The sequence below is a fragment of the Pseudoalteromonas sp. SCQQ13 genome (genome assembly GCF_015864415.1).
GTDB lineage: Bacteria > Pseudomonadota > Gammaproteobacteria > Enterobacterales > Alteromonadaceae > Pseudoalteromonas > Pseudoalteromonas nigrifaciens.
On sequence record NZ_JADYXG010000001.1, the window covers coordinates 166,181 to 179,177 of the forward strand.

Sequence of the window (12,997 nt, forward strand, 5' to 3'; positions counted from 1 at the left end):
TGACAATTGAGCAAATACTCTAATGAAGAATAATCCCACATTTAACGCTAATATACAATTAACACACGCTACTTTGCACCATAAATGCTTGAATCTGTTCAAAACAGTGCGCACTACTTTGCATATGACAGTGATGCCCGCCCTCTACAGTTATTACATTTAAGCTATTGTAATATTTAGCATAGTTTTCTAAATTTTGTTTTACAAAAGTGTAGCCTGTATCCCCTAGTATTAACTGACATGGCGCAATTAAATTTTTTATTGCACCAATACATTGCGCCTCATCAAACCTAAAACCTGAATGATTTTTAAGCTTTGGGTCGGTTGTTAATGCAAATCCATTTTTAATTGTTTTAATATTGCGCGCCATTAATACCTCAATAAGCTGGCTACTTAAGTCTGTTGTTTGCGCACGTGCTTGGTGTATTTGCTCTTTCGATTGATACACTCTTGGCTTTTTATTTTTTAGCCTGTCTCGGTTTAAAATAGCACTTTTAAGTTGTTGCGTTACTTCTTCACTTGGGGTTGTTACGCACCCTATTCCTTCTATAAATGTTACAGACGTTACATAGTCACTAAAGCAGCTTGCAAACACACCCGCCACCATAGCTCCCATAGAGTGCCCTACTAAATGTATTTTTTTTACCCCTAGAGTATTTATAAACTGATATATATCATCAATATAATCTACAAAATAATAGTGTGCGTCGTCGCTACGCCATGACGACAATCCGTGTCCGGCAAAATCAAGGCAATACCACGTTTGCTGCACTTTGGCATTTGCTAACATAGGGATATAACTTGCACTATTATCAAGCCAGCCATGTAGCGCAATTACAACTTCATCTCCACTCCCCGTTTTTAAACCATGAATATTTAAATTATTGATTTGAATATTAAATGGTTCCACAGCACACCCCTATTAATTTTATTAATGATTATTTATAACTGTTAGCTCTAACGTGTTTTAAAAGGTGTTTTTAAATCTATCCTTCAGTAGTTATAGACAATGTAACCTTTAATGATAGGTATTTGCTACCAACTAATTTAAAACAAAGGAGTAATTATAACTAAGCAAGTAAGTTAGTTTATGTGATCCTGATTTAATAAAGCTTAAGCGCAATATAACTTTAACACTTTGCTTTAGTCGTTCATCGATATTAATTTATTTATCATATTAACTGTATACAATAACTCCAAGCTATTAAATTAAGTACATTTAAAAGGTACAAACATGAAAAAACAGCTCAGTTTATTGGCGCTTTTATGCAGCGCAACAGGTGCTTATGCAGATTCGGCACCAAAAAATATTATTTATATGATTGGCGATGGTATGGGCCCAGCTTATACAACTGCTTATCGCTACTTTAAAGACGATTCGAACACTAAAGCAATTGAAAGCACTGTATTCGATACTATTTTAACTGGCATGGCACACACCTACCCAGACGATCATACTTATGTTACCGACAGCGCAGCAAGCGCTACAGCGTTAAGCAGCGGCCATAAAAGCTATAACGGTGCTATTGGCGTAGATACCAATAAAAAGCCCGTTAAAACGATGTTAGAAATTGCAAAAGAGCGCGGTATGACCACGGCACTTGTCGCTACTTTGCAAATTAACCACGCCACACCGGCAAGCTTTGCAGCTCATAATGAATCTCGCGGTAACTACGATGAAATTGCTAATGATTACATTGACAATAAAATTGCGGGCAAGCTACCCGTTGATTTAATGCTAGGTGGAGGGACTAAATATTTTATTCGTGAGGACCGTAACTTAATTGAAGAATTTAAAGCCGCTGGTTATCAATACTCCGACGACATTAATAACCTAGGCCAAATTACGCAGCTCCCTGCCATTGGTTTATACGCCGAAAAAGGCCTTCCATACGCAATTGATGAGCACCCCAATCGCCTTGCACGATTAACCACTAAAACACTTGATTTATTAGATGGCCAAAACAAAGAAGGCTTTTTTGTGATGATTGAAGGTAGCCAAATTGACTGGTGTGGCCATGCTAACGATATAGCCTGTGCTATGGCAGAAATGGACGATTTTGCTAAATCGGTCGAAAAAGCAAAAGCATACGTTGATAAAAACCAAGACACGATTTTAATTGTTACCGCAGATCACTCAACAGGTGGTTTAACACTTGGTGCCCACGGACAATACAAGTGGGATACCGAAATAGTTAAAGGCGTTAAAGCCTCGGCTGGTAAATTAACCTCGCTATTAATGGATGCCAGTGATTTAAAAACAGTTTGGTCGGCTAATACTAATATTGAGTTTAGTGCTGAGCACCAAATTAAACTTGAGCAAGCTAAAAAAATGGGTAAAAAGCCTTTAAATTTAGCCATTAAAAGTATTATTAACGATGCCAGCTTTACTGGCTGGACAACTGGTGGCCACACAGCAGTTGATGTACAAGTATTTGCCTATGGTAAAGGTAGCGAGCAATTTACGGGCTCACAAAACAATACTGACATTGCCGATAAGCTAATTGCATTTATAGAAAAATAACGTATTAGAAACAATGAATATGTAACAAACAAAAAGCCCGAGCATCTAATATGTTCGGGCTTTTTATTTTTAAATTTTATATTTGAGTAATTTAAGCGTAAATGTCTACACCAATTAAATCTTGCACTTCAGCACGTCGTTCTAAATTTGCAAATTCGGTATAAGTGGAAATAGCCTTGCTTACTTGTGCTGAGGGTTGGTCGTAAATAGTTTGATTATATTGTGTATTTGCGGCGTTCGCTTTAAAAAACTGATTGGCTAACTCTACGCCTTCACGACTGTTTTTAACATAATCGGTATTCGTTTTTGGCGCAGCAGTATGCTCTAACAAACCTTGTGGTTTATTAGTAACTACTTTAGTAGAGCTAACTCTACCCGGAATATCTCCGGTAAAAAAACCTGAACCAATAGGCAGCGTCATTACGCGTCTCCAATCTTAATCTATTTAAAATTATGATTTAAAAACAACCAATTTGCAAATACTCGTTATTTAATTTTCACTCTCGACCTGGAAGCTTTTTCCAAGTAACAGTATCGCGTACATATTTAGGCTGTGCATCGCTTGCTTTTACAACGTTACCCGCTAAAAAGCCTACCTCTACAAATGCTAGCATGTAGCGTGCATCAGGCAGTGTGATCTCGCTATTAATAGTTACGTTATCAAAATCATTCAACGCATCAGGGTATGTTTTAAACCCTGTACCTACAGCAACCGATTGTGGTGCACTATTGGCTATATAATCTTGATTTAACAACTCAGGTTTAATTACGCATTCTTGATTAACTAATTGCATTAAGCCGTTTTGTACTTGGTAATGCGCAAAGTAAATCTCTCCCATGCGGGCGTCAATACTGGGATAAACACTTTCATGGCCGTGTTGCTCAAACGCTTGTTGCGCCATAATAGCTAACGTAGATACCCCTACAAGTGGCAATTTAGTTGAATATGCAAGGCCTTGTGCAATAGCTACACTAATACGTACTCCCGTAAAACTACCAGGACCTTGACCAAAGCCAATTACGTCTAAGTCTTTTAATTTACAGTTTGCGCTGGTTAATAGCTGATCTATTAATGGCAGTATTTTTTGACTATGCTGCTGCGGGCATTCTTCAAAATGATGAAATGTTTGCCCCTTAAAATGTAAAACAATTGATAGCGCTTCGGTAGACGCATCAAGGGCAAGAATATTACTTTTGATCATTTTATTACTCTAATTAATTTGTTGTAAAAATTTATTGGCATCTTCTAAGCTTCGCGTGCGGCGCATTGGCGGTAAGCTCTTTAAAAATACTTGCCCGTACTGGCGTGTAACTAAGCGATTATCGCATATTACAAGTACGCCTTTGTCTTTACTGTCGCGTATTAACCGCCCTACTCCTTGCTTAAGCGCAATAACTGCTTGTGGTAATTGTATATGTGCAAAGGGATCTTTTCCTTGCATTTGGCAGTCTTGCATTTTAGCTTGTAGTAAAGGGTCATCTGGTGCGGCAAATGGAAGCTTATCAATAATAACACAGCTTAGCGTACTGCCGCGTACATCAACCCCTTCCCAAAATGAAGCCGTCCCTAATAGCACTGCATTACCATGACGGGTAAACTTTTCTAAAATAATACGTTTCGACATTTGTCCTTGCATATAAACTGGGTAGTCTATTTGCGTAGTAAGCCCTTCGGCTACTAAATGCATCATACGGTAACTTGTAAAAAGCACAAAACAGCGTCCTTTAGCCGACTTAATCAGTTCCAGCGTTAATTTTACAATTGCGTGGGGCATATTGTCTGCGTGCGACTCAGGTAAGTAACGCGGCAAACACAGCAGTGCTTGGTTTGGATAATCAAACGGGCTATCTACCATCATGCTTTGTTTGGGTGTTAGTCCAAGGCTGGCGTTAAAGTGGCTAAGCTGATTATCGACGGACAATGTAGCCGAGGTAAATACAAACCCTGCGCCTGTATCGGCCATCATTTTAGCAAATTTAACTGATACATTTAATGGCGTTATATTAATAGTTAAATAACGGCGGGTGGTTTCATACCAATAACTAAAACCTGTTTGTGTAGTATCGAATACCCGCTCCAACTGGCCTTTAAATGCCAGTGCACGTTCAAACGGGTGCTCTATTTTATCGCTTCTGTCTAAGCAAAGTTTTAATACCTGATAAACAAAGTCTAGGTCGCTAATAACCCGATGCAACGCGGCGCAAATTTGCTTATCGCTGAGCTTGGCGCGCCAATCACCACGGCTGCCATCAACGCCAAACTGCAGGCGTAAATCGGCAACACTGGTTTCGAGTTTATTTAAGCTTTTACCTAGCTGCAGCATGTCAGGGATTTCGGCTCGATAAATGGCGCGTAAATCGTTTATTAAATCCACCAGCTTTTTAGTGCTAACGCTTTCGCCAAAGTAATCACTAGCAATTTCGCTTAATTGGTGTGCTTCGTCAAATATATAAGCATCTGCTGTGGGCATCAGCTCTGCAAAACCACTGTCTTTTACCGCCATATCAGCAAAAAATAAATGATGGTTAATTACCACTATATCGGCATCAGCCGCATTTAAGCGTGCTTTTCTTATATAACAAGCCTGAAAGTCGGGGCATTCTTTGCCTAAACAGTTGTCTGCGGTGGAGTTTACATAAGGTAATACTTTTGCATCGTCTTCTATACCAACACAGTCGGCTAAGTCGCCTGACTGTGTTTCGCTGGCAAACTTAGCCACCATAGCTAATTGGTGCATTACATCAGAATCGTCGGTAGGTACATGAGCCACATGCTGATTAAGTCGATAAGTACATAAGTAGTTTGCTCTGCCTTTTAATAATGCCGTTTTTTTAGAAGCACTTAACGCTTTTACGAGTTGAGGTAAGTCGCGATGATATAACTGCTCTTGCAGGGCTTTAGAGCCCGTAGATATGATGGTTTTACCTTTTGATTTAAGCGCGGGGGCTAAATAGGCAAAGGTTTTTCCTGTGCCCGTACCGGCTTCAACTACTAGTTGTGAGCTATTTTTTAACGCATCAGCAACGGCAACGGCCATATCTATTTGTGGCTGTCGTGGTGTATACCCATCTAAAGATAACGCCAAAGGCCCGGTTGCACTAAACAGCTGTTTGATAATACCAATCACTTTACAATAAATAATAGCGCGATTTTACGTAAGCTAACCACCAAGGGCAAGTAATTACAAAGTAGTTTTACTTTTATGACGCTATTTATAAAATAAAATCTTCATTTTAATTATTCATCCTAAATTACCAAGACACGTTATTACTAACTTAGCTTTAAAGTTATGACAACACTATTAACAATGGCTCATTTACTATTAACCAGTTGCGATAGTAAAGTTAAATTAAACGCCTAATTCGCCTATAAATATTGTGACACTATAATATGACAGGAGTACCATAGCAGCCTTGAAACTCGCTTTTTGTGTGTCGCTTATAATTAATTAAGGTTAATCGATGAATGCTTGGTACCTCATTTGCTTTCTTTCTGCACTTGCTATTTTTATTGCATTTGCAAATCAATATATTCTTAAAATGCAAACCACTATTGCCATTACCACAGGCTCGGTTGTCATTTCATTATTGTTGATCATTGCCGTTAAGCTTTTGGGCGATCAAAACGCGTTAGCTATGACCCAAATTGTCTCGAGTATTAACTTTAATGAGTTACTTCTTAAAGGCATGCTAGGCTTTTTGTTGTTTGCCGGCGCACTGGAAATTAACCTGCAAGCTCTTAAAAAACAACGCTGGGAAATAACCGTTTTAGTCTTGTTTTCTACCTTGGTTTCTACTTTTATAGTTGGCTATTTAAGTTTTTACTTATTTGCAGCCTTTGGCTGGCCAGTGCCTTTTATATACTGTTTATTATTTGGTGCATTAATTAGCCCCACCGACCCAATTGCAGTACTGGCTATCATTAAGCAAATGCGTGCACCTGAGGGTATTTCGGTACAAGTTGAGGGCGAATCGCTTTTTAACGATGGGATTGGTTTAGTTATATTTACCACTATTTTTTCAGTAGCCTTTTATGGTACCGATGCAAACTTTAAAGATATAGCCGAGCTGTTTTTTGTTGATGCCCTTGGTGGTATAGCGTTTGGCTTGGCTATTGCACTGGTTGGCCACTTTTTAATTATTAATAGTCGCGACGTAAATATTCGCTTGCTTATTACTCTCACTATCCCAAGCGCAGGATTTGCAGCGGCTAATTTATGGGAAATATCGGGCGCGCTTGCTATGGTAACCAGCGGTATTTTGTTAGGTAATATTACTCGCTCTAAAGCCACTGAACGCACCGGGCCCGATGATACCCGTTATGTAAAAGACTTTTGGCATGCCACGGACAGCTTTTTAAATGCGCTACTGTTTTTAATTATTGGCATGCTCATAGTGACCATGCCCATTACGCTAAGTGAAATTGGCGTAGGCTTGCTGATGATACCTGCTGTGCTTATAGCCCGTTTTATTAGTGTAGGTGCCCCTTTTGTATTGTTTAAACAATTTAGAAGTTACGACAAGCATAGCGTTAAAATATTAACCTGGGGCGGATTAAGAGGTGGCTTAGCATTAGCCATGGCAGCGGCCATACCCCGTGAAGAAGTTTTTATTGGCGGCTCTGATTTACATAACCTAATTGTAATTGTGACCTATGTAGTGGTGATTTTTTCAATTATTATTCAAGGTTTAACTATTTCACCACTTATTCACAGCAGTATTGCATCTGCAGAGCAAACTAAAAAAACGGCTAATTAAGCTATTACTTTGCTGCGGTTAACTGGTTATATACATGATCAAATAGCGCCTACTTTGGGGCGTATTTGATCTGTTTTGTAGCTGCGCTTAATAACGCAGCTTAACAACTTATGCCCATGTATCTAGGTGCGGCGTACCGTCTTCATCTTTTTTAATACCCGAGTTATCGGTGTTTTCGTTGATAAGTGAAAGCTTTTGTTTTTTTTCTAACTCACGTTTTTTACGCTCGTCTAATGCGACTTTGTCAGTACTCGCACCTTGTTTTACGCCCGCAATATAAAAAGCCCCTTTAGGCTCGAGCGCTAAACGCGTAATTGGCCCTAAGTAGGGGATCATAATATCCATACATCCTCCTTCAATACCAAAATCAATTTATGGTATGAGCTTTTAAAGCTTAAGTTAATATACATTAATCCTAGTTTATATCGGCGGTTATAACATATTCTTTAATTATGCAAAAAAAGGCTTGCCATATTATGCTGCTTTATGTTTTTATAATACGCACAAATCGAGATACATAACAACACACGTTAACTATATAAACGTTTGTTAAATAGGACAATAAAATGCGCTTAAACCTGACATCAGTACATCACCACCATTCATCGGAATAACCTGTCAGGTCTTTCGCTGAGAGGTTATTCCTAAAAGGAACCTCTGGCGAGTCATAAAAAATTGATTCATTTTCGCCCTGAGGTTCCGCCTCGGGGTTTTTAGTTTTTAAATTAAAGGAAAATGAATAATGAACAACAGTAATCGTCTACGTATCGCCATCCAAAAGGGCGGCCGCCTTTCAAAAGATTGCCAAGAGCTACTTAAACAGCTAGGTATCAAACTTAACCTTCGTGAACAACGCTTAATTGCACACTCAACTAATATGCCAATTGATGTATTACGTGTGCGCGATGACGATATTCCGGGCTTAGTAATGGAAGGCGTATGTGATTTAGGTATAGTGGGTGAAAACGTACTAGTAGAAGTGCAAGCTGAGCGTTTACGCCAAGGTATCCCAAGCGAAGTAACTAAACTGTCTAAACTAGACTTTGGCTACTGCCGCCTAGCACTAGCGTGGCCACAAGAGCTTGGTAAGCAAGACAAGAGCTGGTTTGAAGGCAAGCGCATTGCTACAACCTACCCTGAAATTTTAAAACAGTACTTAAAACGCGAAGGCATTAACGCCAGCACGGTTATGCTTACCGGCTCGGTTGAAGTAGCGCCACGTGCAGGCCTTGCTGATGCAATTTGTGACTTGGTTTCTACTGGCGCAACGCTTGAAGCGAATGGATTAATGCAAGGCGATACTATTTTAGAATCAAACGCTTGTTTAATTCAAAATAAAGACCTACAAGATACCGATAAATTAGCACTTATTAATAAGCTTATGCCGCGCCTACGTGGTGTTAGACAAGCTAAAGAAAGCAAATACATTATGCTACACGCGCCAAAAAATAAGCTTGAAGAAATTTGCGAAATTTTGCCTGGCTCTGGTCAACCTACCCTACTTGCCCTTGCCGGTAGTGATGATTATGTAGCACTGCACATGGTAAGCAGCGAAACTTTATTTTGGGAAACCATGGAGCAGCTAAAAGCCCTAGGTGCTAACTCAATTTTAGTTATGCCTATTGAAAAAATGATGGAGTAAGTAACATGCTTCGTTGGAATGAGGAATCTTCACAAGCACAAGCAGCGGCGCTAACACGCCCTGCGGTTTCGGCCAGCGCTAAGGTTGAAGCTATATGTAAAACTATTTTAGCTAAAGTAAAAGAGCAAGGCGACGAGGCTTTGCTAGACATGGCTAAAGAGTTTGATAATAGAGCGAATCCACGTTTACGTGTGCCGCTTGATGAAATAAACGCATCTGAGCAGGCGCTCAGTGCAGAGCTTAAGTATGCCATTGATACCGCTTATGCAAATGTAAAATGTTTTCATGAAGCGCAATTACCTGAAGATATTAAATTATCGACCCAACCGGGCGTTGTGTGTGAACTGAAATATCAAGCCATCGAAGCTGTAGGTATATATGTACCCGGTGGCAGTGCACCGCTGCCATCATCGGTTATTATGCAAGGTGTATTAGCCCAATTAAGCGGTGCAAAAACCGTTGTACTTGCTACCCCCGTACAAGGCGATAAAGCCATTAACCCCGCTATTTTATACGCAGCAAAATTATGCGGCATTACCACGCTAATAGAAAGTGGTGGCGCAGGCGCAATTGCAGCAATGGCTTATGGCACAGAGTCAGTGCCTAAAGTAAATAAAATTTTTGGCCCAGGTAATAGCTTTGTCACTATGGCTAAGCAACTTGTGGCGCAAACTGTACCTGGCATGGCCATTGATATGCCTGCAGGCCCATCTGAAGTATTAGTTATTGCAGATGAACGTGCAAACCCAGAATTTATAGCCGCCGATTTACTCTCACAAGCAGAGCACGGTGCTGACTCGCAAGTTATTTTATTATGTAACAGCGAAAGTATTATAGAGCAAACTCAGCAGGCGCTTACTCGCCAACTTGCTAAATTAAGCCGCAAAGAAACCGCCGAGCAAGCATTGGCTAACTCGTCACTTATTTTAGTTGACTCAGTCGCACAAGCGTTTGACGTATCAGCGCAGTACGGCCCTGAGCACTTAATTTTGCAACTAGCAGACTCCACACCCTACCTAGATAAAGTTAAAAATGCGGGCTCAGTATTTGTGGGCGATTATACGCCTGAATCGGCAGGCGATTATGCATCAGGTACTAATCACGTATTGCCAACCTATGGTTATAGCGCAAGCTATTCTAGCTTGAACTTACTTGATTTTTTTCGCACCTACACAGTGCAAACAATTACTAAAAGTGGTTTAACCCAGCTTTCAAAAGCTATTTTACCCCTTGCAAATGCCGAGGGCCTTGATGCTCACGCAAATGCGGTTTCAATTCGCTTAGAGGCAATTAAAAATGAGCAATGAGAGCACGCAAGCTAATAACTTATTACCAGCAAATATTGCAGCGCTTGCTGCTTACAGCTCAGCTAAAAGTGAAAAGTTAAGCGGCACAACTTGGTTAAATGCCAACGAAAGTCCGTATGCTAAAACCATCCAGCTGAGTGTTGAAGATTTAAACCGCTATCCAGATCCACAACCACAACTGGTTATTGATCGCTACGCGGCGTATGCAGAGCTTGAAAGCGAAAACGTGCTAATGACCCGTGGTGCCGACGAAGGCATAGAGCTTTTAGTGCGAACATACTGCGAAAGCGCAAAAGACAGCATTGCGCTATTTTTGCCAACTTACGGCATGTATAAAGTCACTGCCGATACACACAATGTCGCCATTAACGCACTAACACAAGCGGTATTATTAAATGGCAGTGTTGATGAAATAGTAGATGCGGTTGGCAGCTCAAAATTGGTATTTATTTGTAACCCAAATAACCCCACAGGCAGCTTAACCCCACTTGATAAAGTGACCGCAATTGCAACAGCACTAACGGGTAAAGCATTGGTTATTGTTGATGAAGCCTATATAGAATTTTGCCCAGAGCAAAGCGCTACAAAATTAATAAACCAATTTAGTAATGTAGTGGTGCTACGTACCCTTTCAAAAGCATTTGCACTGGCAGGCCTTAGAACCGGTTTTACGCTTGCACAAGCAGCAACTCTTGCGCCAATTCGTAAAGTAATAGCGCCGTATCCGGTATCTGGCGTAGTAGCAAGTATTGCAGCGCAAGCAATTGCTCCCGATGCAATTACCTCAATGCGCCGCCAAGTGATTATTTTAAACGCTTTAAAAGCTAAACTTGTACAGTGGCTAAGTGAATCGCCTGCTGTATTAAAAATTCTCACTGGTGAAGGTAACTTTGTTACTTTAAAGTTAGCCGATAAAAACTATTTTAAAATCGCACTTGAGCAAGGTTTGGTTATGCGCGCTTTTACCTTATATGGTGAAAGCGACTGGCTACGCATTTCAATTGGTAGCGAACAAGAACTTAAACAAGTAAAAATTTGGCTTGATGGCCTAGCATTGCCAACAGCCTCAGCAATTTCAGCACAACAGGAAGTATCATGAGTAACCCCTATTTATTTATTGACCGCGACGGCACCATAATTGAAGAGCCAATTACCGATAAACAGGTAGACAGCCTTGAAAAGCTGGCGTTTTTACCCGGTGTAATGCCCGCATTATTACAATTACAAGCAGCAGGCTATCGCTTAGTAATGGTATCTAACCAAGATGGTTTAGGCACCGACAGCTTTCCTACACAGGATTTTGATCTAGCCCAAGACAAAATGATGGACATACTACAAAGCCAAGGCATTAACTTTGACGAGGTATTAATTTGCCCACACTTTGACGAGCAAAACTGCGATTGCCGTAAACCTAAAACAGGTTTACTTACCGAGCTAATGCGCTCAGGCAAAGTAGATTTAGCGCGCTCTTTTGTAATTGGCGACCGTGAAACTGATATAGGCCTGGCGCAAAATTTATGTTGCGAAGGTATTTTGTACGATGGCGATTGGAGTGCAATAGTTACTAAACTAACTACCGCAAACCGCGAGGGCCGCGTTACACGTAATACCAAAGAAACTCAAATAGATGTAGCAATAAACTTAGATCAAACTAAAAACGGCAGTATAGATACCGGCCTTGGCTTTTTTGATCATATGCTTGATCAAATTCGCACCCACGCCAACATTGGTTTAAACATTAAAGCCAAAGGCGATTTGCACATAGACGAGCACCACCTTGTTGAAGACATAGGTATTGCTCTAGGTGTTGCACTTAAACAAGCCTTAGGCACTAAATCGCAAATTGCTCGCTATGGTTTTGCCCTGCCAATGGATGAATGTAAAGCCGAAGCACAAATTGATTTATCGGGGCGTGCTTCGTTTGTACTTAACGCTAATTTTAGCCGCGAAAAAGCAGGCGATTTAGATGTACAAATGGTTGAGCATTTTTTCAAAAGCTTAAGCGATAACGCCGCAATTAGCCTAATTTTATCGGTAAGCGACGGTAACTGCCATCATCAAGTAGAGGGGTTATTTAAAGCATTTTCTCGCGCACTGCGCATGGCAATAGCGCAAGATATTAGCCAGCAAACTGCTAGCTCTAAAGGGTGTTTATGATTGCGATAATAAATACCGGGTGCGCTAATATAAACTCAGTGCGTTTTGCCTTTGAACGTTTAGGACAAACGCCAACTGTAATTACCTCTCCAGAGCAGTTAGCGGGTTTTGAGCGCGCTATATTACCCGGTGTTGGCCATGCTTCGGTTGCCATGAAACGCTTAGTAGATAACGGTTGGCAACACGCTATAAACGAATACCAGCGCCCGCTAATGGGTATTTGCTTAGGTATGCAGTTACTGTGCGAAAGCACCGAAGAAGGTAACGTGCAGTGCTTAGGTAAAATACCTGGGCATGTAAAAGCGCTTGATGTAGGTCAACTTACGTCACCGCATATGGGCTGGAACAATTTAACCATAAATAAAGAGCATGCCTTAACAAAAGGACTAACACCCGACGAGCAAGTGTACTTTGTACACAGCTTTGCGCACACGGTAAACAACGCCACATTAGTAAGTGGCGAGTACGGACAACGTTTTTCGGCCATAGTGGCCAAAGATAACTATGCCGGCATGCAGTTTCACCCAGAGCGCAGCGCTAAAATAGGCGCGCGTTTATTACAAAATTTTGTTGATTGGCAGTTGTAGGCTGCCCCTCATCTATTAATAA

Annotated in this window: 12 protein-coding genes; 7 read left to right on the plus strand and 5 right to left on the minus strand. The window is 40.7% G+C overall.

The genetic code is table 11. The features are described 5' to 3' along the window. Positions 1-58: 58 nt before the first annotated feature. Positions 59-910 carry an alpha/beta hydrolase gene (locus I6F41_RS00675; RefSeq protein WP_011330125.1) on the minus strand — a complete coding sequence of 284 codons (852 nt, stop codon included), beginning with the start codon at positions 908-910 and terminating at the stop codon, positions 59-61. A 324-nt stretch (positions 911-1,234) separates the two neighbouring features. On the opposite strand from I6F41_RS00675, the gene I6F41_RS00680 reads away from it, so the two are divergent. Continuing rightward, positions 1,235-2,524 (plus strand): alkaline phosphatase, encoded by a 1,290-nt coding sequence (locus I6F41_RS00680; RefSeq protein ID WP_011330124.1) that lies wholly within the window; start codon positions 1,235-1,237, stop codon positions 2,522-2,524. A gap of 91 nt (positions 2,525-2,615) precedes the next feature. Here I6F41_RS00680 and I6F41_RS00685 read toward each other — a convergent pair whose 3' ends face one another. The 3 genes from I6F41_RS00685 to I6F41_RS00695 form a co-directional block, all read right to left on the minus strand. Further along, positions 2,616-2,945 (minus strand): hypothetical protein, encoded by a 330-nt coding sequence (locus tag I6F41_RS00685; RefSeq protein WP_197107489.1) that lies wholly within the window; start codon positions 2,943-2,945, stop codon positions 2,616-2,618. A gap of 76 nt (positions 2,946-3,021) precedes the next feature. Beyond that, positions 3,022-3,726, minus strand: coding sequence for a tRNA (adenosine(37)-N6)-threonylcarbamoyltransferase complex dimerization subunit type 1 TsaB (gene tsaB, locus I6F41_RS00690; RefSeq protein ID WP_197107491.1), 705 nt, complete (start codon positions 3,724-3,726; stop codon positions 3,022-3,024). A 9-nt stretch (positions 3,727-3,735) separates the two neighbouring features. Then, positions 3,736-5,652 carry an ATP-dependent DNA helicase gene (locus I6F41_RS00695; RefSeq protein ID WP_197107493.1) on the minus strand — a complete coding sequence of 639 codons (1,917 nt, stop codon included), beginning with the start codon at positions 5,650-5,652 and terminating at the stop codon, positions 3,736-3,738. A 334-nt stretch (positions 5,653-5,986) separates the two neighbouring features. Between I6F41_RS00695 and I6F41_RS00700 the strand changes: the two genes are divergently transcribed. Continuing rightward, positions 5,987-7,282, plus strand: a complete 1,296-nt coding sequence (locus I6F41_RS00700) for a cation:proton antiporter (protein WP_086993462.1) — start codon at positions 5,987-5,989, stop codon at positions 7,280-7,282. Between the two features lie 108 nt (positions 7,283-7,390). Here the strand turns inward: I6F41_RS00700 and I6F41_RS00705 are convergent, their stop codons facing one another. Then, positions 7,391-7,627: a hypothetical protein gene (locus I6F41_RS00705; RefSeq protein WP_011330119.1), complete on the minus strand. Its 237-nt coding sequence runs from the start codon at positions 7,625-7,627 to the stop codon at positions 7,391-7,393. Positions 7,628-8,024: 397 nt separating this feature from the next. Here I6F41_RS00705 and hisG point away from each other — a divergent pair, with 397 nt between their 5' ends. The 5 genes from hisG to hisH are packed head-to-tail and all read left to right on the plus strand — an operon-like array spanning position 8,025 to position 12,975. Next, the gene (hisG, locus tag I6F41_RS00710; protein ID WP_011330118.1) at positions 8,025-8,924 is read left to right on the plus strand and encodes an ATP phosphoribosyltransferase; all 900 of its coding nucleotides are present in this window, start codon (positions 8,025-8,027) and stop codon (positions 8,922-8,924) included. A gap of 5 nt (positions 8,925-8,929) precedes the next feature. Further along, positions 8,930-10,231, plus strand: coding sequence for a histidinol dehydrogenase (gene hisD, locus I6F41_RS00715; RefSeq protein ID WP_197107495.1), 1,302 nt, complete (start codon positions 8,930-8,932; stop codon positions 10,229-10,231). Next, positions 10,221-11,330 carry a histidinol-phosphate transaminase gene (gene hisC, locus I6F41_RS00720; protein ID WP_197107497.1) on the plus strand — a complete coding sequence of 370 codons (1,110 nt, stop codon included), beginning with the start codon at positions 10,221-10,223 and terminating at the stop codon, positions 11,328-11,330. Before hisD ends, hisC begins: the two co-directional genes overlap by 11 nt. Next, entirely contained in the window at positions 11,327-12,388 is a 1,062-nt protein-coding gene (gene hisB, locus I6F41_RS00725) for a bifunctional histidinol-phosphatase/imidazoleglycerol-phosphate dehydratase HisB (protein ID WP_192531739.1), read from the plus strand. Before hisC ends, hisB begins: the two co-directional genes overlap by 4 nt. Continuing rightward, positions 12,385-12,975: an imidazole glycerol phosphate synthase subunit HisH gene (gene hisH, locus I6F41_RS00730; RefSeq protein WP_197107499.1), complete on the plus strand. Its 591-nt coding sequence runs from the start codon at positions 12,385-12,387 to the stop codon at positions 12,973-12,975. Before hisB ends, hisH begins: the two co-directional genes overlap by 4 nt. Positions 12,976-12,997: the final 22 nt, after the last annotated feature.

What these genes read in the sequence shown, in the direction of transcription:
- hisG (WP_011330118.1), top strand. Translation starts at nt 8,025, where the DNA reads ATGAACAACAGTAATCGTCTACGTATCGCCATCCAAAAGGGCGGCCGC.
- hisD (WP_197107495.1), top strand. Translation starts at nt 8,930, where the DNA reads ATGCTTCGTTGGAATGAGGAATCTTCACAAGCACAAGCAGCGGCGCTA.
- hisB (WP_192531739.1), top strand. Translation starts at nt 11,327, where the DNA reads ATGAGTAACCCCTATTTATTTATTGACCGCGACGGCACCATAATTGAA.
- I6F41_RS00680 (WP_011330124.1), top strand. Translation starts at nt 1,235, where the DNA reads ATGAAAAAACAGCTCAGTTTATTGGCGCTTTTATGCAGCGCAACAGGT.
- hisC (WP_197107497.1), top strand. Translation starts at nt 10,221, where the DNA reads ATGAGCAATGAGAGCACGCAAGCTAATAACTTATTACCAGCAAATATT.
- I6F41_RS00705 (WP_011330119.1), bottom strand. Translation starts at nt 7,627, where the DNA reads ATGGATATTATGATCCCCTACTTAGGGCCAATTACGCGTTTAGCGCTC.
- tsaB (WP_197107491.1), bottom strand. Translation starts at nt 3,726, where the DNA reads ATGATCAAAAGTAATATTCTTGCCCTTGATGCGTCTACCGAAGCGCTA.
- I6F41_RS00685 (WP_197107489.1), bottom strand. Translation starts at nt 2,945, where the DNA reads ATGACGCTGCCTATTGGTTCAGGTTTTTTTACCGGAGATATTCCGGGT.
- hisH (WP_197107499.1), top strand. Translation starts at nt 12,385, where the DNA reads ATGATTGCGATAATAAATACCGGGTGCGCTAATATAAACTCAGTGCGT.
- I6F41_RS00700 (WP_086993462.1), top strand. Translation starts at nt 5,987, where the DNA reads ATGAATGCTTGGTACCTCATTTGCTTTCTTTCTGCACTTGCTATTTTT.